The 23,320-nt window shown below is 41.1% G+C and carries 26 protein-coding genes; 14 read left to right on the top strand and 12 right to left on the bottom strand.

The annotated features are described in order from the left end of the window. Window positions 1–38: 38 nt before the first annotated feature. Complete coding sequence (locus tag Q4550_RS22455) at window positions 39–347, bottom strand: YggT family protein (RefSeq protein ID WP_098444795.1); 309 nt, start codon at window positions 345–347, stop codon at window positions 39–41. Window positions 348–469: 122 nt separating this feature from the next. Here Q4550_RS22455 and Q4550_RS22450 point away from each other — a divergent pair, with 122 nt between their 5' ends. Beyond that, window positions 470–1,462: a potassium channel family protein gene (locus Q4550_RS22450; RefSeq protein WP_303536247.1), complete on the top strand. Its 993-nt coding sequence runs from the start codon at window positions 470–472 to the stop codon at window positions 1,460–1,462. Here the strand turns inward: Q4550_RS22450 and Q4550_RS22445 are convergent. The 3 genes from Q4550_RS22445 to Q4550_RS22435 form a co-directional block, all read right to left on the bottom strand. After that, window positions 1,453–1,863, bottom strand: coding sequence for a YugN-like family protein (locus Q4550_RS22445; protein WP_283153760.1), 411 nt, complete (start codon window positions 1,861–1,863; stop codon window positions 1,453–1,455). The genes Q4550_RS22450 and Q4550_RS22445 overlap by 10 nt on opposite strands. 182 nt (window positions 1,864–2,045) lie before the next feature. Next, window positions 2,046–3,407: a glucose-6-phosphate isomerase gene (locus Q4550_RS22440; protein ID WP_283153759.1), complete on the bottom strand. Its 1,362-nt coding sequence runs from the start codon at window positions 3,405–3,407 to the stop codon at window positions 2,046–2,048. Between the two features lie 376 nt (window positions 3,408–3,783). Next, the gene (locus Q4550_RS22435; RefSeq protein WP_303536244.1) at window positions 3,784–4,947 is read right to left on the bottom strand and encodes an iron-containing alcohol dehydrogenase; all 1,164 of its coding nucleotides are present in this window, start codon (window positions 4,945–4,947) and stop codon (window positions 3,784–3,786) included. A gap of 309 nt (window positions 4,948–5,256) precedes the next feature. On the opposite strand from Q4550_RS22435, the gene Q4550_RS22430 reads away from it, so the two are divergent. Continuing rightward, window positions 5,257–5,487 (top strand): DUF378 domain-containing protein, encoded by a 231-nt coding sequence (locus Q4550_RS22430; protein ID WP_194219039.1) that lies wholly within the window; start codon window positions 5,257–5,259, stop codon window positions 5,485–5,487. Between the two features lie 39 nt (window positions 5,488–5,526). Here the strand turns inward: Q4550_RS22430 and yugI are convergent, their stop codons facing one another. Then, window positions 5,527–5,943 carry a S1 domain-containing post-transcriptional regulator GSP13 gene (gene yugI, locus Q4550_RS22425; protein WP_098444801.1) on the bottom strand — a complete coding sequence of 139 codons (417 nt, stop codon included), beginning with the start codon at window positions 5,941–5,943 and terminating at the stop codon, window positions 5,527–5,529. A gap of 312 nt (window positions 5,944–6,255) precedes the next feature. On the opposite strand from yugI, the gene Q4550_RS22420 reads away from it, so the two are divergent. Beyond that, entirely contained in the window at window positions 6,256–7,596 is a 1,341-nt protein-coding gene (locus Q4550_RS22420) for a sodium-dependent transporter (RefSeq protein ID WP_303536238.1), read from the top strand. A gap of 202 nt (window positions 7,597–7,798) precedes the next feature. Further along, window positions 7,799–8,626 (top strand): alpha/beta fold hydrolase, encoded by an 828-nt coding sequence (locus Q4550_RS22415; protein ID WP_303536236.1) that lies wholly within the window; start codon window positions 7,799–7,801, stop codon window positions 8,624–8,626. 24 nt (window positions 8,627–8,650) lie between these two features. Here the strand turns inward: Q4550_RS22415 and Q4550_RS22410 are convergent, their stop codons facing one another. Then, window positions 8,651–8,980, bottom strand: a complete 330-nt coding sequence (locus Q4550_RS22410; protein ID WP_194219036.1) for a hypothetical protein — start codon at window positions 8,978–8,980, stop codon at window positions 8,651–8,653. 414 nt (window positions 8,981–9,394) lie between these two features. Here Q4550_RS22410 and Q4550_RS22405 point away from each other — a divergent pair, with 414 nt between their 5' ends. The 6 genes from Q4550_RS22405 (at window position 9,395) to modB (ending at window position 14,321) form a co-directional block, all read left to right on the top strand. Continuing rightward, window positions 9,395–10,114 carry a cell wall-active antibiotics response protein gene (locus Q4550_RS22405; protein ID WP_303536231.1) on the top strand — a complete coding sequence of 240 codons (720 nt, stop codon included), beginning with the start codon at window positions 9,395–9,397 and terminating at the stop codon, window positions 10,112–10,114. Window positions 10,115–10,131: 17 nt separating this feature from the next. Then, window positions 10,132–11,178 carry a HAMP domain-containing sensor histidine kinase gene (locus Q4550_RS22400; protein WP_303536229.1) on the top strand — a complete coding sequence of 349 codons (1,047 nt, stop codon included), beginning with the start codon at window positions 10,132–10,134 and terminating at the stop codon, window positions 11,176–11,178. Then, window positions 11,165–11,803 carry a response regulator gene (locus Q4550_RS22395; protein WP_303536227.1) on the top strand — a complete coding sequence of 213 codons (639 nt, stop codon included), beginning with the start codon at window positions 11,165–11,167 and terminating at the stop codon, window positions 11,801–11,803. Before Q4550_RS22400 ends, Q4550_RS22395 begins: the two co-directional genes overlap by 14 nt. 94 nt (window positions 11,804–11,897) lie before the next feature. After that, complete coding sequence (locus Q4550_RS22390; protein WP_303536224.1) at window positions 11,898–12,779, top strand: vanadium-dependent haloperoxidase; 882 nt, start codon at window positions 11,898–11,900, stop codon at window positions 12,777–12,779. A 131-nt stretch (window positions 12,780–12,910) separates the two neighbouring features. Further along, a complete protein-coding gene (gene modA, locus Q4550_RS22385) occupies window positions 12,911–13,669 on the top strand; it encodes a molybdate ABC transporter substrate-binding protein (RefSeq protein WP_303536221.1) in 759 nt (252 codons plus the stop codon). Continuing rightward, complete coding sequence (gene modB / locus Q4550_RS22380) at window positions 13,662–14,321, top strand: molybdate ABC transporter permease subunit (protein WP_303536219.1); 660 nt, start codon at window positions 13,662–13,664, stop codon at window positions 14,319–14,321. The genes modA and modB overlap by 8 nt, the downstream gene beginning before the upstream one ends. A 23-nt stretch (window positions 14,322–14,344) precedes the next feature. Here modB and Q4550_RS22375 read toward each other — a convergent pair whose 3' ends face one another. Then, window positions 14,345–15,064, bottom strand: coding sequence for a hypothetical protein (locus Q4550_RS22375; protein ID WP_303536216.1), 720 nt, complete (start codon window positions 15,062–15,064; stop codon window positions 14,345–14,347). 168 nt (window positions 15,065–15,232) lie between these two features. Here Q4550_RS22375 and Q4550_RS22370 point away from each other — a divergent pair, with 168 nt between their 5' ends. After that, window positions 15,233–15,817: a YiiX/YebB-like N1pC/P60 family cysteine hydrolase gene (locus Q4550_RS22370; RefSeq protein WP_303536214.1), complete on the top strand. Its 585-nt coding sequence runs from the start codon at window positions 15,233–15,235 to the stop codon at window positions 15,815–15,817. Window positions 15,818–15,970: 153 nt separating this feature from the next. Next, window positions 15,971–17,359: an N-acetylmuramoyl-L-alanine amidase gene (locus Q4550_RS22365; RefSeq protein ID WP_303536211.1), complete on the top strand. Its 1,389-nt coding sequence runs from the start codon at window positions 15,971–15,973 to the stop codon at window positions 17,357–17,359. Between the two features lie 46 nt (window positions 17,360–17,405). Here the strand turns inward: Q4550_RS22365 and Q4550_RS22360 are convergent, their stop codons facing one another. The 3 genes from Q4550_RS22360 to Q4550_RS22350 form a co-directional block, all read right to left on the bottom strand. Then, entirely contained in the window at window positions 17,406–18,143 is a 738-nt protein-coding gene (locus tag Q4550_RS22360) for a PAS domain-containing protein (RefSeq protein WP_303536208.1), read from the bottom strand. 244 nt (window positions 18,144–18,387) lie between these two features. Beyond that, complete coding sequence (locus Q4550_RS22355; RefSeq protein ID WP_303536206.1) at window positions 18,388–18,984, bottom strand: sulfite oxidase-like oxidoreductase; 597 nt, start codon at window positions 18,982–18,984, stop codon at window positions 18,388–18,390. Between the two features lie 122 nt (window positions 18,985–19,106). Beyond that, on the bottom strand, window positions 19,107–20,429 hold the full coding sequence (locus tag Q4550_RS22350) for a Na+/H+ antiporter family protein (RefSeq protein ID WP_303536204.1): 1,323 nt from the start codon (window positions 20,427–20,429) through the stop codon (window positions 19,107–19,109). Window positions 20,430–20,787: 358 nt separating this feature from the next. Between Q4550_RS22350 and Q4550_RS22345 the strand changes: the two genes are divergently transcribed. Both Q4550_RS22345 and Q4550_RS22340 read left to right on the top strand, forming a co-directional pair. After that, window positions 20,788–21,270: a divergent PAP2 family protein gene (locus Q4550_RS22345; RefSeq protein ID WP_194219610.1), complete on the top strand. Its 483-nt coding sequence runs from the start codon at window positions 20,788–20,790 to the stop codon at window positions 21,268–21,270. A 16-nt stretch (window positions 21,271–21,286) separates the two neighbouring features. Next, the gene (locus tag Q4550_RS22340) at window positions 21,287–22,096 is read left to right on the top strand and encodes a cobalamin-binding protein (protein WP_303536202.1); all 810 of its coding nucleotides are present in this window, start codon (window positions 21,287–21,289) and stop codon (window positions 22,094–22,096) included. A gap of 46 nt (window positions 22,097–22,142) precedes the next feature. Here Q4550_RS22340 and Q4550_RS22335 read toward each other — a convergent pair whose 3' ends face one another. Together Q4550_RS22335 and Q4550_RS22330 are read right to left on the bottom strand one after the other, a co-directional pair. Further along, on the bottom strand, window positions 22,143–22,730 hold the full coding sequence (locus tag Q4550_RS22335) for a 3D domain-containing protein (protein WP_371018701.1): 588 nt from the start codon (window positions 22,728–22,730) through the stop codon (window positions 22,143–22,145). A gap of 123 nt (window positions 22,731–22,853) precedes the next feature. Further along, a complete protein-coding gene (locus Q4550_RS22330) occupies window positions 22,854–23,171 on the bottom strand; it encodes a YuiB family protein (protein ID WP_194219021.1) in 318 nt (105 codons plus the stop codon). Window positions 23,172–23,320: the final 149 nt, after the last annotated feature.

Below are 23,320 nucleotides of genomic sequence, written 5' to 3'. Positions count from 1 at the left end.
CAATAAAAGAAACGCTGTCCCCCAGCGTTTCTCCTCTCTTACCTTCTCTCACGACTCGTTAATCCCATTGCCACAAACCGTACAATGAGTGATGCCACGATACTATACACAATCAGTGCAAACACTGCAGAGAATTCAACGACATATTGTCCAGCGAATTCCGTCGTTGGAAAGATGTTTCGAAATGGATATAATAATGGCGCTGAAAAGTCATAGATCCACTGCACGAATGGAGCTGTTGGATTTGCGCTGAATAATTTCAGCAATATGCGAATTCCAAGAATCGCTTCGATAATGCCAAAAATCAGGCGTACGAGCGATACGAGGAATGATGATAGTGCTCTCATGTTTCTTCACCCTTTTTTAAACTGTCATATCCTTTCTTTACCCTGTTGCGATTGATCACACACGTGTCGTTTTTTTCCAGTGATTGATGGGCATAATGGATGTGGAGAAAGGAGCGTTTACTTTGAGATTACGTAACTTAGTTTATTATATATCCCGCTATCCGCCTGTATTACAACTAGGTGCACTGATTGTGCTGATTCTTATAACGATGGGCTTTATCATGCATCTGGTGGAGCCGGAAATGTTTCCGACCGTTTTCGATGGGGTGTGGTTTGCGATCGTGACGGCTTCCACGATTGGGTACGGTGATACATCACCTGAGACGGTTAGAGGGAAAGCTTTTGCGATGGTATTTATTATGTTTGGCGCTGGCTTTATGACGTTTTATATGGCGAAGCTTGCTTCTTCCTTTGTGATGACGCAGGGGGCGCTTGGCCGTGGAGAGAGAAGTTACGAGCGAGCCAATCATGTAGTTGTGGTTGGTTGGAATTCGCGCAGCAGACATACGATCAAGGCACTTTTATCCAATCAGCCTGAACGATCCATCGTGCTCATTGATCATTCGCTTACGGAAAACCCACTTCAAAAAGAAGGTATTCATTTCATTCGTGGAAACCCTGGTGAGGACAGCACATTAAGAAAGGCGAAGATTAGCGATGCGCATACCGTTCTTATCACAGCGGATCAGTATAAAAGTGAAATTGAAGTGGATATGCAGACAATCCTTACCCTTTTAACGGTTAAAGGGATCAACCCTTCGGTGTATACAATTGTGGAAATTCTTTCGCCTGAGCAAATTGTGAATGCTGAGCGAGCTGGTGCGAATGAGGTAATCGAAAGTGCCCACCTACTCAGTACAGTTATGACGAATAGCGTCTTTTCTCATGGGATTTCGACCACTTTACTTGAGATGCTAACGCATTTAAAGCCTAATCAGCTTGATTTCATGAGTGCTGAGTCGTTTAGTGAAGAGTCCTTTTGTGATGTAGCACAGCAACTAAATGAAAAAGATATCCTGATGATCGGTGTAAAAAGAGGGAGTGAGCTCGTCATGAACCCCTCCCCTTCATTTCTTATTGTATCTGATGATCTCTTACTCGTGATTCACACATAAGATGAGAGCGCGGCGTCTAGTTCTTTCACGTATCGCTCTCCGTATTTCAGCCATTCTTCATCAATTTCAGCATCTTTATTTGTGGGCTCTTGGAACTGATTAAACGATGCTGAGATATTCCCAATATTGCCTTCAGGATCAACACCTGCCTGATACATATGAGAGAGCATGAAAGGCTGTCCAATTTCAACAATTGCGCCATCCGCATCAAGCTCTTTTTTTACAGCTTTGATTGGTACTCTTAGAAAAAGATATCCGTCTTCATCATCGATTTTATAGTCGAAATAGCCGTGATCGTATTCCCAGCCGCCTCCATAGCTATAGCCTAATTGGCGGAGCTTGTCTTCCATAATACTAAGTTCGATCGTTTTCCCTTCAAGTACGGAATTCATTGGAATCATGTGCGCTTCCTCCCTGTTTACGTAGTCTACGCTTATCGTGTCCAATGAGAGAGATTTCATGAAAAAAAAGCGCAATCGCTCGGTTAGTCCCGACAAGTGCTAGAGCTAGACTTCACTGAATTTTATACTTACTTTTCTTTAAATAAAAAAAGAGAGCGCCGAGGCACTCTCTCTTGTTCGTTCTATTCGTTTGTCTTAAGGCGATCCTCAAGCTCAGCTTTTTCTTTTTCGAATCCTGGTTTACCAAGAAGCGCAAACATGTTTGTTTTGTATGCTTCTACTCCTGGCTGATCGAATGGATTCACGCCAAGTAGGTAACCGGAAACGGCACATGCTTTTTCAAAGAAATAAGCAAGGTAACCGAAGTGGTAAGGCGTCATTTCAGGGATGTTCACGATCAAGTTCGGAACATCACCATCTGTATGAGCAAGCATTGTACCTTCGAATGCTTTCTGGTTAACAAAGTCCATTGTTTCACCAGCAAGGTAGTTCAGCTTGTCTAGGTTCTTGTCGTCTTCTTCGATTGTGATCTCATGACGCGCTTTCCCAACGTTCAATACTGTTTCAAACAGGCTACGACGGCCGTCTTGAACGTATTGTCCCATGGAGTGAAGATCTGTTGAGAAATCAACGGATGCTGGATAAAGACCTTTGTTGTCTTTACCTTCACTTTCTCCAAAGAGCTGTTTCCACCACTCAGAGAAATAGTGTAGAGATGGCTCATAGTTCACTAGAAGCTCGATGTTCTTGCCTTTGTTGTAAAGGGCATTACGAACCGCTGCATACTGATAAGCCTGGTTAGATTCAATGTCAGATGTGTTCAAGTCATCTTGTGCATCTTGAGCACCTTTCATCATCTCTTCGATGGAGATTCCACTTGCTGCGATTGGAAGAAGTCCAACAGCTGTAAGAACAGAATAACGTCCACCAACATCATCAGGAATCACGAAGCTTTCGTATCCTTCTTCGTCAGCTAGTGTCTTAAGAGCACCTTTTGACTTGTCAGTAGTCGCATAGATGCGACGACGAGCTTCTTCTACGCCGTATTTTTCTTCAAGGAACTTACGGAAAATACGGAACGCGATTGCGGGCTCTGTCGTTGTACCTGATTTTGAAATGACGTTAACGGACACGTCTTTGCCTTCAAGTACGCTAAAGAGATCCTGCACGTAAGTTGAGCTAATGTTGTTACCTACGAAGAAAACTTGTGGTGTTTTGCGCTCTTCTTTTGTTAGCACGTTATAGAAAGAATGGTTCAGCATTTCGATTGCTGCACGAGCACCTAAATAAGAACCACCGATACCAACGACAAGAAGAACGTCAGAATCTGATTTGATTTTCTCAGCAGATTTCTGAATGCGTGAGAATTCTTCTTTATCATAATCATGCGGAAGCGTTAGCCAGCCAAGAAAATCGTTGCCAGCCCCTGTTCCATTATGTAGCGCATCGTGTGCAGCCTTCACTGCATCCGCCATGTATGTTACTTCATGTTCGCCAACAAACGACAATGCTTTTGAATAATCAAAACTTACTTTTGAAGTCATAATTAGCCTCCAATTATCATTTTTTGTTCTTCACTCACGTTTTACTTTAGCCCAAGACCCATTCGAAATCAAGAACACCGATCCATGTAAGCGATTACCTGGAGAGATTTCTTTCTAAACTCGTTTGACCTTGTGTCCTTATTCACTTCAGAGGACAAATTTCTTCGCTCGATTTTTGACACATTCGATTGAAACCTGAGTTTCAATCGCCTTTAAGCGGAGCTTAAAGGTCGCTGTGTTCGGCAGCCCAGGTGAGCAAATTCATTTGCTCTAACCGGGGCTGCCGAACACAGCGTAAATGGGTCAAAAATCATCCCTAGCTAAAAAGCATAACAAAAAGAACCGCTCCAAAACGGAACGGTCCTATCATTTCACCTTATAGAGAAGCCTTCAAAATCGCCATCACGTCGTCGCGCTCAAGGGATTTGAAATTACCAAACGCCCCATTAGCCATCGCACGGTCAGCGATAAGATCAAGCTGGCTATCGTCAATGTCGTAATCAGCAAGACGGTTTGGTGCACCAAGGCTGCTCCAGAACGCACTTAGCTTGTCGATACCTTCAAGCGCAACATCGCGATCTGATTTACCTTCTTCGCTTACGCCAAGAACTTTGACAGCAAGACGCTTGAACTTATCAACGTTCACGTCAAGATTATGTCTCATCAAGTTCGGGAAGAGAATTGCAAGTCCACCAGCGTGTGGAATATCATAAACAGCTGATACTGCGTGTTCAATGTTATGAGAAGCCCAGTCACCGCGAACACCCATCTGTAGAGATTGGTTTAGCGCTACTGTACCACTCAACATGATTGTTGCACGGTGGTCGTAGTTTTGCATATCTTCAAGAAGTTTTGGAGCTGTGTTCATCACTGTTTCAAGTACAGAGAACTGCATGTTTTCTTGAAGCTCTGTATTTGATTCAGGGTGAAGATACTGTTCAAGTACGTGAGACATCATGTCCACCATGCCGTAAACTGTGTGGTTTTTTGGCACTGTATACGTGTTCTCAGGATCTAGAATAGAGAATTTCGGGTGTACAAGTGGATGTCCCCAACCGTATTTCTCTTGTGTATCCCAGTTTGTGATAACAGAACCTGGGTTCATTTCTGAACCAGTTGCTGCTAGCGTTAGGACTGTACCGAATGGAAGAGCTGCTTCAGGAAATGCTTTCTTCGTTACGAAGTCCCAAGCGTCTCCATCATATTTAGCACCTGCAGAAATCGCTTTTGTGCAGTCAATAACACTACCGCCACCTACTGCTAGGATGAAATCAATGTTGTTTTCTTTACAAATATCGACACCTTTATGAACAGTTGTTAGGCGTGGGTTTGGTTCAACGCCGCTAAGTTCAAATACTTCAGCATCGATTTCGGTTAATGTGTTCATTACGCTATCGTAAACACCATTTTTCTTGATGCTTCCTCCGCCATAAACAACGAGGACTCTTTTTCCGTATTGTGGCACTTCAGTTTTGAGCGCTTCTAGCTGCCCTTTACCGAAGATCAATTTTGTTGGATTTTGGAAAGTAAAATTATTCAATGTTATGTCCTCCTTTAATTCAAATCACGTTTAACTTCGCCTCTAGGCGCAATAAAAACTCACCTTTTATCTTTAGTAATGCAAGAAGTTTAGGTGAGAGTAAATGACCACCAAAAGGATTAATTCGTGCAACTAACCATCAGAAATAAACAGCTTTGATGGAAGTTCCATTTTATTATGCCTCAATCAATTATTAAAATAAAGCAATCTGCTTATAAGAATTAAGAGGAGCTGCTATGTATAATTTGGTGAAGTTTTTATCATGTTATAGAAGAATCAATATGTTTCCTAATAAAAGGAGGTATTCTTATGAGCACATTACAACGATTTGCTCTTGCGTTAGTGATCATCGGAGCGGTCAACTGGGGCCTAATTGGATTTTTCCAATTTGACCTCGTCGCGGCTATATTCGGTGGACAAAATGCTGCACTTGCTCGAATTGTCTATGGCCTAGTCGGGCTAAGTGGACTATATTGCCTAACACTACTTTTCAAACCGACAGAAGAGCTTTCACATGATCCTGATCGCGCAACAACATAAAAAAAGAAGGCAGCCGCGGCTGCCTTCTTTCGTCATTCCTTACTTCTTCAGACGCTTGTTCAATTGAGCTTGACGGTCGTTAGATTCTTTCAACCAGTCTTTAAGTTTATCTTCAAGCGTGTTGAAGCCTTGTGGAGAAGAAGTTTGTTGTGGTTTCTTGTTTCCGCCGCTCGGTGCTGCCGGGCGAGGCTTTCTTTCCGGACGCTCAGGTTTAGGCTGAGTAGCACGGATTGAAAGAGAGATTTTACCGGAACCTTCTTCAATGTTAAGGATTTTTACCTTAACTTCGTCTCCTACAGTAAGTTGATCTTCGATATTTTTTACGTACCCGTGAGAGATTTCAGAAATGTGAACTAGTCCTTGCTTTTGGTCGTCAATTGCAACGAAAGCACCAAAAGGCTTAATACCAGTTACCTTCCCTTCAACGATATCACCGACGTTATATTGCTCTGCCATGAAAACACTCCTAACAAATTTTTTCAACTTTACTAGTATAACATAGATTTCTAATCTAGACAAAACATCATACTAGCCTTTTCTACAAATCATACCTTTCTATTGAAGGAATAGCAAGACAAGAATGTATTATAAAGCATTTACTTTCAAATTAAAATAAACAGAGGGAATGGCTGGTACTTCAGTAATAACAAGGTTTATAGCGTGTGGTAAATAAATACATGAATATTTAATATTGACTGAATTCTTTCCGCTCGCTATAGTGATAAAATGCCATTCAATTGGACTTACTATATTGTATGAGGTGACAAGATGAAATCAAATGATCAATGGTCGTCAAGATTCGGATTTATTTTGGCTTCAGCTGGATCAGCTATCGGGCTTGGTGCACTGTGGAAATTTCCATATATGGCGGGTACAAACGGTGGAGCAGCATTTTTCCTTGTTTTTCTTCTTTTCACTGTTTTAGTCGGTGCTCCAATGCTTCTTGCGGAATTTGTTGTTGGGAGACACTCACAGCAAAATGCCGTTTCTTCGTATGAATCAATTTCCGGGAAAGCAAGCTGGAAATGGCTTGGTTATCTGGGCGTTATCGCCTCTTTCATTATTCTTTCCTTCTATAGTGTCATTGGAGGATGGGTGATTACGTACTTAACAAGAAGCTTCTCTGGTTCACTTACAGGACTTCAAAATAGCCGTTACGAAGAGTTGTTTGGTGAAGTCATTGGAAGTCCTGCAACCGCTCTCCTAACACAGGCTCTATTTTTAGCGATAACAGTAGCCATTGTGCAGTTTGGGATTCAAAAAGGGATCGAAACAGCAAGCCGTTATATGATGCCAGCTCTCTTTATTCTTTTTCTTGTGCTTGTTGCGCGTTCGCTTTCTCTTGATGGCGCAATGGAAGGGGTCTCCTTCTTTTTAAAACCTGATTTCTCTATGTTATCAGCAGAAGGTGTTCTTGATGCCCTGGGCCAATCGTTCTTTGCGCTCAGCGTCGGGATCTCCTTAATGGTTACGTACAGCTCTTATCTTGATAGAAAAGCTGATTTAACAGGATCAGTAGTATCAGTCGTTAGCCTGAACGTGTTAATCTCCTTTCTAGCTGGACTTGCCATCTTCCCTGCTGTTTTTGCATTTGGATTTGAGCCCACAGAAGGACCTGGACTTATTTTCACCGTTCTTCCTGCTGTTTTTAATCAAATGGCGTTTGGTGGTTTGTTTTTCACAGTTTTTCTAGCGCTTTTGCTCTTTGCAACGTTAACATCAGCTTTTTCCTTGATGGAAATCATTGTTTCTACAGTGACGCATGGTAAAGGAAATCGCAAGAAAGTTTCCTGGATCGCAGGATTTTGCGTATTCTTACTCGGGATCCCTTCCGCTTTGTCATTTGGTGTCCTTGGAGACATTTCCATATTTGGCAGAACAATATTTGATACGATGGACTTTCTGGCAAGTAACTTATTAATGCCTATCGGTGCTCTTCTTATCTCTATTTTCGTTTCTCGGAAAATGAAGAAAGAAATATTAGCGGACGAAGTGATGATGTCTTCTAAAATAGGGCGGGTCGTCTTCCCACTCTGGTATGGTTTAATTCGTTACTTTGTCCCAGCTGCCATTACAATTGTCCTCGTTACATCTTTACTTTCATATTAATTTCATTTATATGTATATTCTTTTTCTAAAGTGGGAATAACAGGAGTAGTAAGCTATCTATATTCCCCCTTTTGAAGACGAGGCCAACGCCTCGTCTCTTTTTTTGTCTTCTCATTCGGCCCTTCAACTTTCTAAGAGTAGGATAAAGTATGACTAAGTAAGCCAAACTTTAAATAGCGAATGGATGAGAGGTGATGAAACCGTGTCTATCCCAAGTAAGGAACGGATACAAATCGACAACGTGACGTTGGCATATGAGTATTACAAACATACTAACCCTCATGTCCATACACTTGTCTTCATTCATGGCTTCCTTTCTTCTTCCTTTAGTTTTCGTAAGCTTCTTCCCCTTCTTAAAAAGAACTATCACTTATTGTGCTTTGATTTACCAGGCTTCGGCGAGAGCGAAAAGAACTGTGATATCCACTACTCGCTTCATGAGTATGCTGCTCTTACAAATAGACTTCTTGAACGAATGCAAATTTCAAAAGCTATCTTGATTGGACATTCAATGGGCGGACAAATTGCTCTTCGCGCGTGTATTCAGCACCCAGAACGAATTGAAAAGCTTATTCTCCTATGTAGCTCAAGCTATATTAAATCTTCTTCATTAGCTATTCGATTATGCTCTTATCTCCCTTTTTTTCCACTTTGCCTTAGCTTATCAATGAGTGCCATTAATTTAAGAAAGAATTTTGAACATCTCGTTTATGACCATAAGCTACTCACGCAAGAAGTCATCGATGGCTACACATCCAGTTTTAATGAAAAAGGTTTCTTTCTTGCGCTTTCTCGCCTCATACGAGATCGAGAAGAGGATTTATCTACGAGCACATTAAATAAAATTAATTTTCCCACCCTCTTAATTTGGGGAACCGACGACCGTCTTGTACCTATACGCGTAGGTGAACGCATGAAAAAAGACCTGCCTGACGCAGATCTTCTTACCCTCTCTCATACTGGACACCTTATCCCAGAAGAAAGGCCTGTGGAAGTGTCACAAGCCATTCACCAGTTCTTACAAAAATAACAAAAACCGCACCTCGTAGAGCGGTTATTTGTTTGCGACTAATTGTGGTTCTTCCTTTAGTAAAATACTTAAAAAACCTGAAGTTACGAGAAAAGCTGCTGGAATAATATAAAAAATCGATAAAAAAATAATTCCTCCTGCTGCTGAAACGAGGAGACTAAATCCTCCTACAATAGGTCTTGTTTTCACAAAATAACAACCTAGTACAGCAAACGCCGGAAAAATAAAAGCAGTTAAAAACGAAATATCTTTGACTTGAATTAGAGGTATCACATTAAACCTTGAGAGCACTGCTGCGATAATGCCCAAAACACATCCAGCAACGGCCAGTTTAAACATGCGCTTTTGTTTCATTTTATTCCCTCTCTCATTTTGAACCATACTCTTCTTACATCTATTCGAGTTCGAAACGCTTCATCCTTCTCTTCTTTCATACTTTCCACTAAACGATTCCATTTTAACATGAAAATTCAGCCTTAAGACTGAGAAAAGTTCAATCGTAAGAAACTCCAATTCACTCACATATTTCTATACACTCTAGATAGAGACAAAATGATAACACTTATTAATATTTCACTATTGTAACCGCGATCGAATTTGGAAACTAGTATCAAAACAAACCATTACACCACACTATTTCCCTAAAAGGAAATATATTCTTCCAGATCCAAGTTACTTCAAGTGACAATCCAGTGTTATGGCAGGAAACAAGCTATCAACTGTCAAATATGTTCTTGTATAGGAGACAGAATGAATTGAGGAGATTAGATGAAACGTATACAAACTGGACGATTCCTCGCCGCGATTTTTTTCGTTGCTCTCGGAATCTTTCTTCTTCTTATAAATATCGGCATTATTTCCATGGAAATGACGGAGGCAATTGTCTATTTTTATCCCTTCTTGTTGTTTCTGCTCGGTGGAAAGTACCTTTTTGATGCCCTATTACCTTCAACGAGAAGGAAGAAATGGACAACCGGTGTGCTACTACTCACCTTTGGACTACTTCTGATCCTTGATCGTTTCGAAATAATTGACTTTAGTTTCTGGAGTATTTGGAAACTATGGCCGCTTATATTCGTAATGATTGGCTTTAAATTCCTAGGGAGATATCGAAAAAGCCAGGGGTTCAGTCTCGTTAAGGACCATTCCTATAATAAGCCAAATTGGCAGGTTCATACGATGAATGATTGGAGTTTTGTGTGCGATTATAACTTCGATTTTTCAACGACACTTATCCCAGAGGAAGAAACCGTCATTACGCTGTCAGGATTTGTTGGTGATATTAATATTATTTTCCCAGATGATATCCCATTTAAAATTGACGGTACAGCCCATGTACTTTCGGCTACAATTGATCAGCATAACCAGGACAACGTCGGAAAGGGTCACGCCTTAACTTACAAAACAGACGATTTCGATGACGCTCTCCAACGAATCGTATTCTATCTTGACTTCTCCGTACTTGATTTACGAGTTGATCGGATTTAGAGAAAGGTGCCATAGCTGTGAATAAATCAACGCTCAGATGGAAATTATTCAAGTCGCTTCTTTATACTGCTTTATTTACTGGGGTTCTTTATTTTCTAGTTATTCAAATTGCATTGTTTTTTCAGCCTAATGCCGTATCTGTGCTATTCAGTTTATTATCACCGCTATTAGTCATGATTCTCGTGGTTCTGTTAGGAAGCTATTTCAGCTATAAAGACACGCTCTCCATCAGAAATCGACTTGAAGATATCTCCACCCAAATCATCATTCTTTCGAGAGGCAAGTTCACTGAAAAAATGAAAATGACAGACAAAGATGAAATTGGTCGGATTAGTAGTGAATTAAACGAACTGGCGGACAAGCTTCAGAAGCAAGTAACCTCTCTACAGAATTTAGTTAACCAAAAAGCTGACTTAGCTGAGAAAGCAAGAGGAGCAGCCATTATCGAGGAACGTCAACGACTTGCAAGAGACCTTCATGATGCTGTCAGTCAACAGCTTTTCGCGTTAAATATGATGTCCTCTGCTTCCATAAAGATGATGGATCGAGATATTGAAACAGCTAAATCACAAATGTTGGATGTCGCAGATCTCGCAAGTAAAGCACAAGTTGAAATGCGAGCCCTTCTTCTCCATCTCCGCCCAATTCACCTATCTGAAGATTCATTATGCGAAGGAGTGAGAAAGCTTGTCGAAGAGTTAGAAAGAAAATCAGGAGTTACTTTTCACGTCACACTTGATGATCTTCCGGACCTTTCAAGTGGAATTGAAGAGAATTTATTCCGAATCGTTCAAGAAAGCCTCGGGAATGCGCTCCGGCATGCCGAAGCATCTGTGATTCGAATTACCTTTAAACTTAAGAAAAATCAGTTTATATTACATATAAAAGATAATGGACAAGGGTTTGAAATGAATGAGAACAAAAAAGGAGCATACGGACTAGGTTCTATGCAGGAGCGATGTGATGAAATCGGCGGACAGTTCCGCATCTCTTCTCGGGCTCGTGAAGGAACTCTGGTTGAAGTACGTGTGCCGTTGGAGGGTTTGGATGATGGCAGAGATTAAGATGATGATTGTAGATGACCACGATATGGTGCGAAAGGGATTGAAAGCTTACCTTCTGACAGAACCAGATTTTCAAATCGTAGGCGAAGCTTCTAATGGCAAGGAAGCCGTCACTCTAGTGAATGAAATGAACCCTGATGTGATCTTAATGGATCTTATTATGCCAGAGATGACGGGCATTGAGGCAACAAAAGAAATCATGACCGTGAGGCCAAATACAAAGATCATTATCATAACAAGTTTCTATGATGATGAGCAGGTGTTTCCTGCGATTGAAGCAGGTGCCTTTAGCTATCTTCTAAAAACAGCTTCTGCTGATGAAATTATCTCGACCATTCGTAAGGCCGTTCAGGATGAAAGCGTAATCGAACAGAAGGTCGCTCAAAAAATGATGAACCAATTACGATCAAATCAAAAGAAGTCTTTGCATGATGATCTAACGAAACGCGAAAAAGAAGTTCTGCTATTAATAGGCGAAGGGAAAACAAACAATCAAATTGCCGAAGAGCTATACATTGGGTTAAAAACAGTGAAAACACATGTAAGTAATATTTTGGGGAAACTCGGTGTCAATGATCGAACTCAGGCTGCAGTTTATGCGATTAGAAACGGCATGGTTCGATAACACGTTACCTTCTAGAATATGCCTTTTAGTTTAGCACCCCTCTTAACTGCCTCGCATTTACTATAGGGAGTAGTGATTGAAGGAGGAACTAGCTATGGCAGAGAATTATAAAAAATGGTCAGAGCTTCCGTATGCAGGTGAAAACGAGCCACCTCATAATCCAGAAGAACCTTATGCTGGATCATGGCCGGATTATTATATACGTAATAAACCACCAGGGCGTTTTACCACATTAAGCGGAAGACCCTTTCGACTGGACATCAAGCCACCAGCATCGATCGATTGGGACAATGAGTTAAAAAAAGTCAAACATGCACAGAATCACCTTAATCCGAAGCAAGTCACTTTAGCTGAATATTGGGGGACGGGTGTAGCCAGTAAACAATGGACTCCGATTATTGATAAGTTAATTGATACGTACAACGTAACAGCACCTCGAGCAGCAAGAATTCTTGCAGGCGTTGCAACCGGCATGAATGATGCTTTTACAACGGCTTGGTATTTAAAATACCGTTGGAACGTCGCACGACCAAATCAACTGGACCACGACTTCAAATCCCTGGTCTGTACGCCAAGACATCCCACCTATCCATCAGGACATGCGACGGTAGGAGCAGCTACAGCAGAAATACTTTCTTATTTCTTTCCTGCAGAGCAAGAACGATTAAGAGAACTCGCGAAAGAGTGCGCTGACTCAAGACTCTATGCTGGTGTTCACTTCCCAGTTGATAATGAAGAAGGACTTCGCCTCGGAAAACAAATAGGTTCCATCGTCGCTGCTGAGTTGGAAAGTCAAGATAATGTTCGTGGGCAAACAATTGATGTACCATACCGAGAAAGTCATCACGCTAAATTAGCACCCCCGCCATACAAGCAGGCAATTGAGTATCCATTCGATTCGAAATGTGATTCTTCAACTAAAAATCCTTTTGTGCGAAGCAATACAAAACAACCTAAACCAAAACTCTTTTTTTAACCCCACATTTGAATTGGATCACTTTGCGATTAATCATAAAGTGATCCAATTTTTCTATGTCTTCTTTCCGTACAAATAGAGGAAGTTTCGTTATAATAGATGAAAGATTAGCAGATGAAAGGATCTTACATATGAAGCATTTACTACTTCTTATCCTTATGGTGGTCTCCATTGCAGGATGTCAATCAAGCCAAGAAGAAACAGCCAATATAACGGTTGCCGCAGCGGCTAGTTTAAGTGATGCGATGAAAGAGTTAAATTCTCTTTACGAACAAGAACACCTTGATACAGAAATCACACTAAATCTTGCATCATCCGGTGTTCTAGCCAATCAGATCAAGCAAGGCGCACCTATAGATGTCTACTTCTCTGCATCAGAGTCTTATTTCGATGATATTAAAAAGGAAGACCTGCTTGAAATCGAAACAAATTTACTGCGAAATAAACTCGTTTTAATTAAAAGCCAATCAGCTAAATTGAGTAGCTTTGACCAATTAGATGAAAGTCATGAAGGTCGCTTAGCGATCGGAACGCCTGAAACAGTCCCAGCTGGAGCCTATGCAAAAGAAGCGCTGCAATACGCAAACAAGTGGGATAAGCTAGAAGATCAGCTAATCTTCAGTAAAGATGTACGCCAGGTTCTGACTTACGTTGAAACAGGTAATGCCGATGCAGGTATTGTTTATGAAACCGACTATCGCTCTTCTAGCAAAGTAACCTTGGTTGAAGACGTTCCTACCCAATCGTATTCACCGATCATTTATCCTGCCGGGATCGTCAAAGGAGCTAACGAAGAAGCCAGTGACTATTTCACATTCTTACAAAGCGATGAAGCATTAGCGATTTTTGAATCTTATGGTTTCCAAAGTGACGTGACCGCAAATGACTGAATTCCTCGATCCCATACTAATTTCACTTAAAATCTCTCTCGTCGCAAGCATCATCGTGACAGTCCTCGGGATTATCATTAGTCACCTAATGGCAGGAAAGAATTTTCGCGGGAAAAGTTTGATCGATACCGTTATTATGCTCCCGCTTGTGCTGCCTCCTTCGGTTGTTGGCTTTATTCTACTCGTCCTCTTTGGCGCTTCAAGCCCAATTGGTCAGTGGATTGAGACGATCTTCGAGCACTCACTCGTTTTCACGTGGCAAGCAGGTGTTGTCGCGGCAAGTGTCGTTGCATTCCCGCTCATGTATCAATCAGCTAAAGTTGGTTTTGAGTCAGTTGATCGAGATATTGAGGATGCAGCACGGGTAGATGGAGCAGGAAAATGGACGGTTCTAAGAATCATCTCAATTCCACTTGCTTCAAACGCTCTTATCTCTGGGATTATCTTAAGCTTCGCTCGTGCACTTGGGGAATTTGGAGCGACTTTAATGTTCGCCGGAAACCTCCCCGGAAAAACACAAACCATGCCCACGGCCATTTATGTTGCCATTGATTCTGGTCAAATGACACTTGCCTGGTCCTGGGTAATCGTAACCATTACCATCTCAACGATCATGCTTTTTTTATCTTACCGAGTAGCGATTAAAATATAAAAAAACTCGCTTACGCGAGTTTTTTACTCTTCTGTGTTCATTTCTTCTTCCTCAGACTCAGCCGATGCTGGATAGAATTCTCTCCGCAAGTGAATTTTCTCAATGAAAGAGTCTTCACTCTCACCTTCCGTTCCATAAATCGTCACATCAGAAAATCCTTCTATAAGATAGATCGTTACAGGCTTCTTAAATGGATTCGACCCTTTTCTAACCTCTTCAACTTCAAAACCTAAACTCGCGAGGAGAAGGCGATTATCCTCAAGGTAACGCAACCCTTCTGGAAAATAATTCATCTCAACGGCAACATTTTCTTTGAAAATAACTTCACCATTTTCAAATGTCATTTTCATTGGATCCTTGCGATCTGGCTCAATGCTCTTAGGGAAGTTCGATAAAAATTCCTCACGTGATAAACCTAGTAACTCAGGAGCATTTACAATCAATTCAATCGATGAAGGTTCAAAATCAATCTCTTCTTCAATCTGAGCTTCTTGTTCCTTCACATCATTCGGGACTTCATCCTCATTTTGCTGACTGTTTCCTGATGATTCATTTCCATTCCCGATCGCTTCATCAGTTTGCGCACCGCCAAAGGTCGGAACGCCCCAGACGACTATGTATAGCAATAGCCAAAAGCCGGCAAACATTGCTGCTCTTTTTCTAGAAGATGTTACAAAGGGTTTAATGATATTAGCCGCCATAAGAAGAAATGCGATAACCACCACTGCTTTTAAGAAATCCATCCTCATTCACCTCACAATTAACTATAGGATTATTTGTTCCGCAAATACAACCATTTTCTTCACTATTATGTCGAAACTGTTTTGAACCTACAGTTCCAATGGTAAAAAGAAGGAGAAATGGTTTATGTATCTAACTACAAGAGTAAGCTCATTTATAGGAGGTTCATCATGTCAGCAAACCGTTACGTTAACTTAACTGTCAAAAACTACCGATCTGCTCGAAATGACATTCAAACAGGCGACCTTCTCCTTTGTAGTGGCTCGTACCCAGTTAGTAAAATCATTCAGAACGTATCCAAATCCCAATTCAGTCACGTTGCTCTTCTATTTCGGTGGATGGATCGCATTATGATGCTAGAAAGCGTGGAAAGTTACGGTGTACGCATCGTACCGCTATCTCATTATTTCCAAGACTATCGCAATTCAGGTCATCCATACAAAGGAAAGCTTTATCTTGCAAGGCATTCTCTCACAAAGAACTTAGACGAAAATAAGCGTAATGCAATGCTAAGAAGAGGCGCTGATCTAACAGGTAAGCTTTATGACATAGAAGAAATCCTTAAAATCCTCGCAAGCGTCGTGATTGGCGACTTAGAATCGATACCAAATGACAAATACATCTGTTCAGAGTTTATTCAGGAGTGTTTCCAAAAAGCAGGCATCTCTTTCTCAGACGATGGCCGAGGCTTCATTTATCCAGAGCATATTGCAAGTGATCCAGCTGTTCAACCACTATATAAACTCACTCCTTAACCTGAACCACTATGATTTTTATTGAACAGTTACACTATGTACTGTGGTAAAAAGCCTATTTTCAAGAAACTCCTCCTAATTGTACGGTTTGTCCAGACAGATTGAATTGGTATAAATATACTAATAGTATCCGACAATGATGGAGGGAGTCACTTGACGTTAATCATAATTGATCCAGGGCACGGTGGTACAGACCCTGGTGCAACGTATAAAAATTATCAAGAGAAAAATTTCAACCTTGCTATTGGTCGTATGGTAAGAGATCGTTTATTTTCAAAATACGAAGTAGAAGTGGCATTAACACGCGAATCCGATAAAACCATTGACTTAAAACCTAGAACAAATTTTGCAAATGCGATCAAAGCTGATTTCTATCTTAGCATTCACCATAATGCTGCAGGGGGTAGCGGGTTTGAAACATATATCTATAATGGCACTGTTCCAAATGAAACCGTCCAACTACAATCGACCATTCACAACAAAATTTCAACTGAGATATTAAAGAAATACAACATTTTGGATCGCGGAAAAAAACGCGCCAACTTTCATGTCTTACGCGAAACCAAAATGAATGCATTGCTTATTGAAGTGTTATTTGTTGATAGTGAAAAAGACCTTAAACTCCTCACCAACCCTGCATTTATGACAGACATATCGACTGTCATTGCTGATGCAACTGCAACCGCCATGAAACTTCCGTTAAAACCTAAGCCGGTCGATGGCACTTTATATAAAGTGATTGCGGGAGCTTTTAGCAAGCGAGATAATGCAGAAACCTATCTCAACATGTTAATCCAAAAAGGCTTTGGGGGTTTTATAGCCACCACTGTCGTCAACAAGGAAACAATCTACCGCATTCAAGTTGGCGCATTTAAGGAAAAAGAAAATGCAGAAGTCTTAGCAGAAAAGTTAAACAAAGCAGGTATAGAAACATTTATACTAGTTGAAAAAGGAAACCCGCCTGTGGTGGAACCGGACCCGGTGCCGGTTCCAGACAAAGGTTATAAAATACAGGGCAATGCGGTGTTATCAGCTGAGCAAATGGATGCTTATACAAGAACCATTAATCCTGGAGCCCCAGACCTTGCTGCCCTATATTTGGCCCATAGTAAGAAATATTCCATTCGCGGTGATATTGCTTATGCTCAGGCACTTCACGAAACAAATTTCTTTCGTTTTACTGGCGATGTGAAACCAGAGCAAAATAATTTCGCGGGAATTGGAGCGACCGGAGGCGGAGCAACAGGTGCCACCTTTCCAAATGCTTCGACTGGCGTTCTTGCTCATATCCAACACCTCTATGCATATGCTTCCACCTCTCCTCTTCCGGCATGGGACGAAAAAGTTGATCCAAGATTCGATCTTGTGACACGTGGCTCTGCCACAACATGGCAGGCATTGAATGGAAAGTGGGCTGTTCCTGGTTCCAAGTACGGTGAGCTCATTCTCTCTTTGTACAAAAAAATGATCGAAACCGCATTAGTCAAACTTGAAAAAGAACAGGCAACATTGCAAACGACACTCAAAAACCTTGAAATTTAACATTTAGATGAAAGAGCGTTCCCCGCTTTAGGAGAACGCTCTTTTTCTATAACCGGCTATTTTTATACTTTGAAATAGCAGCCTGTACGTGTGGATGATAGGTTGTTTTTATGTAATCCGTTCCAGATGAAATCCACTTTATCGCCGTTTCTGCACGTACCCCAGTAATCATTATATCCACCCCAAGGAGATTCAATGAGCTGCATAACTTTAACATCATTTCAGAAAACTCTTGATTGAGAGAGGTAACAGACGATAAATCGATAATAAGTGTATTCACCTTCATATCAGCTACTTTTTGAAGTCCTATATCAAGAAGGAATTGAAAACCTACTTCTTCCACAACAGGTTGAAGAGGTAATAATCCCAGTTGATCCATAAGAGGGATTACGTTCACTGCCATGTTCTCCATGCGATCAATCAGTTCTTCTTGTTTTTCATACAAAAGAGTCATATCCCGGAATTCTACCATTGCTCCATACATTTTATCAGATTCTCGTAAAACCCTCGTTTGAATGGTTAAATACAGGTTATAAACTCCCCAGCTATACGGCATAGCTTCAATGAAAAACTCTTCACCCGTTTCAATCGTCCGCTCCACATGGCGCACTTCTTCTGGCGCTAAGGGGAAAACTTCGTATACATTTTCCCCTAACACATCTTGACGCTTAACTTTTAGGATCTTTTCCGCTACTTCGTTAATGTGTATGATGCGAAAATCTAAGTCGATCGCTAAAATACCACATGATATATGATTCAATATATGATCCTGTACTATACTCACTATATCACTCCTATTAGATCAGGCTCATGAAACAAAAGGAGAAGATCGGCACTCAATTCGTCCATTACATCTCTGTCAGTCTATTATAGGGCTTCAAGCTTTCCCATTCCTATTTATTATAACTATCTAAATTCTACACCCATCTTCATTTCCCTGTTTTTGTAAACGAATCGTTTTGTCTACTACAAAACTCTCACCAATCTAGTAACATTCTGAACAAAAAAAACTGCCAAAAAGGCAGTTTTCAATCCCAAGCAAATCGCTGTTCTTTCCACGGATTACCATACATATGATAACCATTCCGTTCCCAAAAGCCCTGCTGATTTTCTGACCGAAATTTAATTGCGCGAATCCATTTCGCACTTTTCCAGAAATACAGATGGGGCACTACCATTCTGATCGGATAGCCGTGTTCTGGGGTTAACATTTTCCCGTTATGTTTGTAAGCAAGAAGGCTCGATTCTGCAAGAAAATCTTCAAGCGGAAGATTCGTAGTCCATCCTTCTTCTGCCTCTAACATAACAAACCTAGCTTCCTTTCGAATGCCTACATGATCTGCTATCGTCCGTGTTGCAATGCCTTCCCATTCATTATCAAACTTCGACCAGCCCGTCACACAGTGAATATCATTTGTTTGTGACGTCTCAGGTAGAGCCATTAGCTGTTCAAAGGTTAGAACCGTAGGGCGCTCAACGAGGCCTCCTATTCTTAAATCCCAATTTGAAAGATCTTTTTCATAATAAGGAACGTCACCAACGTGTAGAACTGGCCATCCCTTCGTTACGCGTTGATTAGGAGGAACACGATCGCTGTTTTGCTCCTTTACTTTACCAAAGTACATACGCCACCTCATTTCATAGCTGTTTTATTTAGTGTAACAGAATACACCGACCCTTCTTTTATAGAATGCTCTATAATAAGCAAAAAGAAAAACACGGAGAGCACTCTCCGTGTTTTTCTTAGTTAAAAGATCATAGCTGCAATCCAGCCAAATAAGATAAGCGGGATATTATAGTGTAAGAACGTTGGGACAACCGTATCCCAAATGTGATTATGCTGACCATCTGCATTTAGTCCTGATGTAGGGCCTAATGTACTATCTGATGCAGGAGAACCCGCATCTCCGAGGGCGGCGGCAGTTCCGACAAGCGCAATTGTTGCCATTGGGCTAAATCCTAATTCCATAGCAAGTGGAACATAAATCGCTGCAATAATTGGAATGGTTGAGAATGATGATCCGATTCCCATCGTAATAAACAATCCGACGATTAACATCAAAAGAGCCGCTAGCGCTTTATTATCGCCTATTAATCCGGAGGCTTGTGTTACAAGCGATTGAACTTCACCCGTTTGTCTTAGAACTTCAGCGAACCCATTCGCTGCAAGCATCACAAAACCAATGAATGCCATCATTTTCATACCGTCTGTTAAAATCGCTTCAGATTCAGCCAAACGAATGCTCCCCGTAATATAAAGGACGATAATACCTGAAAGTGCGCCTAGAATCATTGATTCAGTTGGAATCTGAACGGCAAGGGTAACGACAACAGATAAAATTGCAAATAGGATGGAGCGATTTGAATAACTATATGTCTCAGATGTATCTTCCTGAGCAATAGATAGCTGTTTATACGTCCTTGGCTTGCGGTATGAAATGAAGACCGCAATAAGGAGACCAACGACGAGACCTGCTGTTGGCAATAGCATAGCTGTCGGTATAGAGGAAAGTTCAATTTCCATGCCACTATCAGCCATATTCGACTGAAGAATTTCGTGAAATATTTTACCGAAACCAGCCGGTAACAGAATGTATGGTGCGGTTAGTCCAAAAGTCAAAACAGCTGCTACCGCTCTACGATCCATTCCAAGTTCATTTAACACCTGAAGAATAGGTGGGATAAGAATGGGAATGAACGCAATGTGAACAGGTACTAGGTTCTGAGAGAAACATGAGATGAGAAGAATGACAAAGAGAATAAGAACTTTAGCAAGTCCCTTCTTCCGATCTCCTCCACGACGGTTAACCAGCTTTAGAGCACGCTCAACAATTAATTCAGGAAGTCCAGTGCGAGTAAGACCTACAGCAAAGCTACCTAGCAACGCATAGCTTAGTGCAACAGTCGCTCCTCCTCCAAGTCCTGAACTAAACGCTTCGATTGTATCATTAAGAGAAAGTCCTCCTAATAAACCACCTGCGATCGCTCCAATAACAAGTGCAATGACAACATGTATACGAAAAAGGCTTAGCCCTAGCATGATGAGAACTGCAAGAATAACGGCATTCATAACTTAACAACCTTTCAATCAATCCTTTAGTTTGGTAAATCACTAATAAGTTAACACGAAAGAGCAATCGTGTCAATGGAAGACGCTGGTGCTTCCCTATCTTACCATGTGGCAAGTCACAACTTCTTAGGGATATGATATAATAGACTGACAATTTTATGCATAATATTCTTTGTTTGAAATGGAAGTTAGGTAAGGGTTTCATTCACAAAGATCGAAATGAACCACCAAATGAGCAAAGACTTGATAGTTTATCCTCAACCAATCTTCATTACTTCAATCATTCACTCGATTGAAAGTAAATTTCTTCGGGTACACCATTCATAGGATCAGTTTAGAAAGGAAGATGTTGTCACTCATGGATATTTTGCTAAATTTCCCCCTTTGGGCAGCGCTATTTGGCGTTGTATTTGCCCAGTTTCTGAAAGTACCGATTTATTTTATTGCAACGAAACAAATTAATTGGTCCCTCTTCAACGCAACAGGAGGGATGCCAAGTTCTCATTCCGCCGCTACGACAGCTTTAGCGACAGGAGTTGCACTTGAGACTGGCCTTGATTCTCCTATATTTGCCGTAGCAGCGATGTTCAGCATTATTGTGATGTTTGATTCAACCGGTGTTCGCAGACAAACAGGAGAGCAAGCCATTGTACTAAACCAGCTTGTTCTTAATTTCAATAGATTCGTTTCTGAAGCGAAAAATTGGCAGCAAAAGCAAGAACGAGAGAAAATTGAAGAATTAAAAGAGCTATTAGGGCATAAGCCAATCGAAGTTCTCGTTGGTGGCTTGCTTGGAATTATTTCAACTTTAATTTTATACTACGCTTTTCAAATCGCTTAAATATAGGAGGACTTAAATGCGAATTGTTTCATTATGTCCTAGTAATACTGAGCTATGTGCCTACCTTGGTTTAACAGATCAGCTTGTCGGTATTGATGACTTTTCAGACTGGCCAGAACAAATCAGAAGTCTCCCACGTCTTGGTCCCGATCTTTCAATTGATTTGAAGCAAGTTGAAGCGTTGAAACCAGACCTTATTCTCGCATCACTGAGCGTTCCAGGAATGGAGAAAAATATTGAGGGCATGGACGAACTTGGTCTATCTTATACAGTATTAAATCCCAATTCCCTTGAGGACATTTGTAACGATCTCGTTACTCTTGGAGGGCTTACAAATAAAAAGCAGGAAGCCCTCTCTCTTTCCAATCGTTTCAGGAAATTGATTCAGGAGTACAAGGAAATCAGTGATCAAATCCCAGAAAAGCCGGATATTTATTGGGAATGGTGGCCAAAGCCCATTTTCACACCTGGTAAAACAAACTGGTTAACTGAGATTAGTGAACTGGCAGGAGCGAGAAATTCTTTTCGTGATGTGGAACTCGCTTCTGTTCAAACAGATTGGGCAGATGTCGTAAATCGAAGACCAGACCATATTTGTCTTGCCTGGGTTGGCGTTCGACAGAATAAAGTAAATCCAAAAATCGTTCAAAAACGTCAGGACTGGGACAAGCTTCAAGAAAGTCCCATTCATGTACTTGAAGAATGGCTTTATTGTCGCCCTTCACCACGTTTAATGACCGGCCTCGTCAAACTTGCAGCCATTCTTCATCCTAATCGCTATCCCTCTTTTGAAGGGGAAGATGCTTTCTTAGAAAATGAGAGGTAAACACAAAACGTCGGAGAGAATACTCTCCGACGTTTTGTAGCTTCTGTTATTCTTTCTCACTCATTAACTCTTGTCTGAAGACTTGCATCGACTCTTCTTCATTCAACGTTAACAACATTTCTTCCGTTAAGGTTCCATCACCTTTTTCGATCAGGTATACGTCGAGGGTCTTTTTCCCCCACTCATTATAAACATCATTAACTGTGTCGTAATAGAGATCAATTCGCTTCCCAGTTATTGCACTTCCTGTATCTGCTACAACCCCAAAGCCATACTCAGGAATAAAGAGTACACTACCAATTGGAAAGAGGGACGTATCGGCAGCGATCGTAGAGTAGAGATCCCGTTTTACCTTTACTCCAGAATAGGTGATGCCATATGCAGGGTGCTCAGGTGTTTTCCCTGTTGATTCCTCACCTGCCGTATAGCCTGTAGCCGTTACGGTATGCGTTGGATACTGTGACCAATCCTGAGACGTCGCTAGGCTTGTCCTATCCTCTTCACTGAGTACAGTCTGCTGAGGAAAAATCCACTTCGTTACATCTTGCATTGATAAACCCGATAATAATAAATAAGTTGATAGCAACGCTGCTGCAAAAAGTCCTGTAAAGATCATACCTTTTGCGATCAGCATGATAAATCGCACATTTTCCACTCCTCTCATGATCTATTCATTTCCAGAGAAGTGAAAACCTATTCATCAAGATAATGTACTTTTACACATATAAAAAGCTTCTGCCAACAATTGGCGAAGCTTTTAAAACATCTGATATCCTCTTACACGAAGCATTCTGATCGCAACACCTGCGAACACAGCTCCAACAAGTCCAGCAGTTAAAATAATTGCATCGGCACTTCCTAGTGAAAGAAGATCAGTACCTAACGCTTTAAATGATGAACCTGGTGAGGAAAAATATTGAAAAAACGTAACGTTATCAATAATCATGATAACGATTACAGGATAGACAACTGCCATAATCCATGTCGAGCGAAGAAGCATGTTAAGCAGGAATCCAATTCCAAAGAAAAGCACAATAAACAGCAGCATCGAAATAATCAGCTGTGGAATCGCCATCGTTTCACCCCCGAGTAATCATTGTTATTTTACTGGATTGTCCCATTTTAGTCAATGAACAGAGGGTGAACAAAAGCAAAGCGCAAGCGCCCGGTAGGTCCGACAAGCGCTGGAAGCTTTTCAATTGAACACGGTCTTCGTGTTCAACT

This window comes from Anaerobacillus sp. 1_MG-2023, assembly GCF_030547345.1.
GTDB classification, from domain to species: domain Bacteria; phylum Bacillota; class Bacilli; order Bacillales; family Guptibacillaceae; genus Guptibacillus; species Guptibacillus hwajinpoensis_B.
The sequence above is the reverse complement of the archived record's forward strand: the minus strand, read 5'-3'. Positions and strand labels throughout refer to the sequence as shown.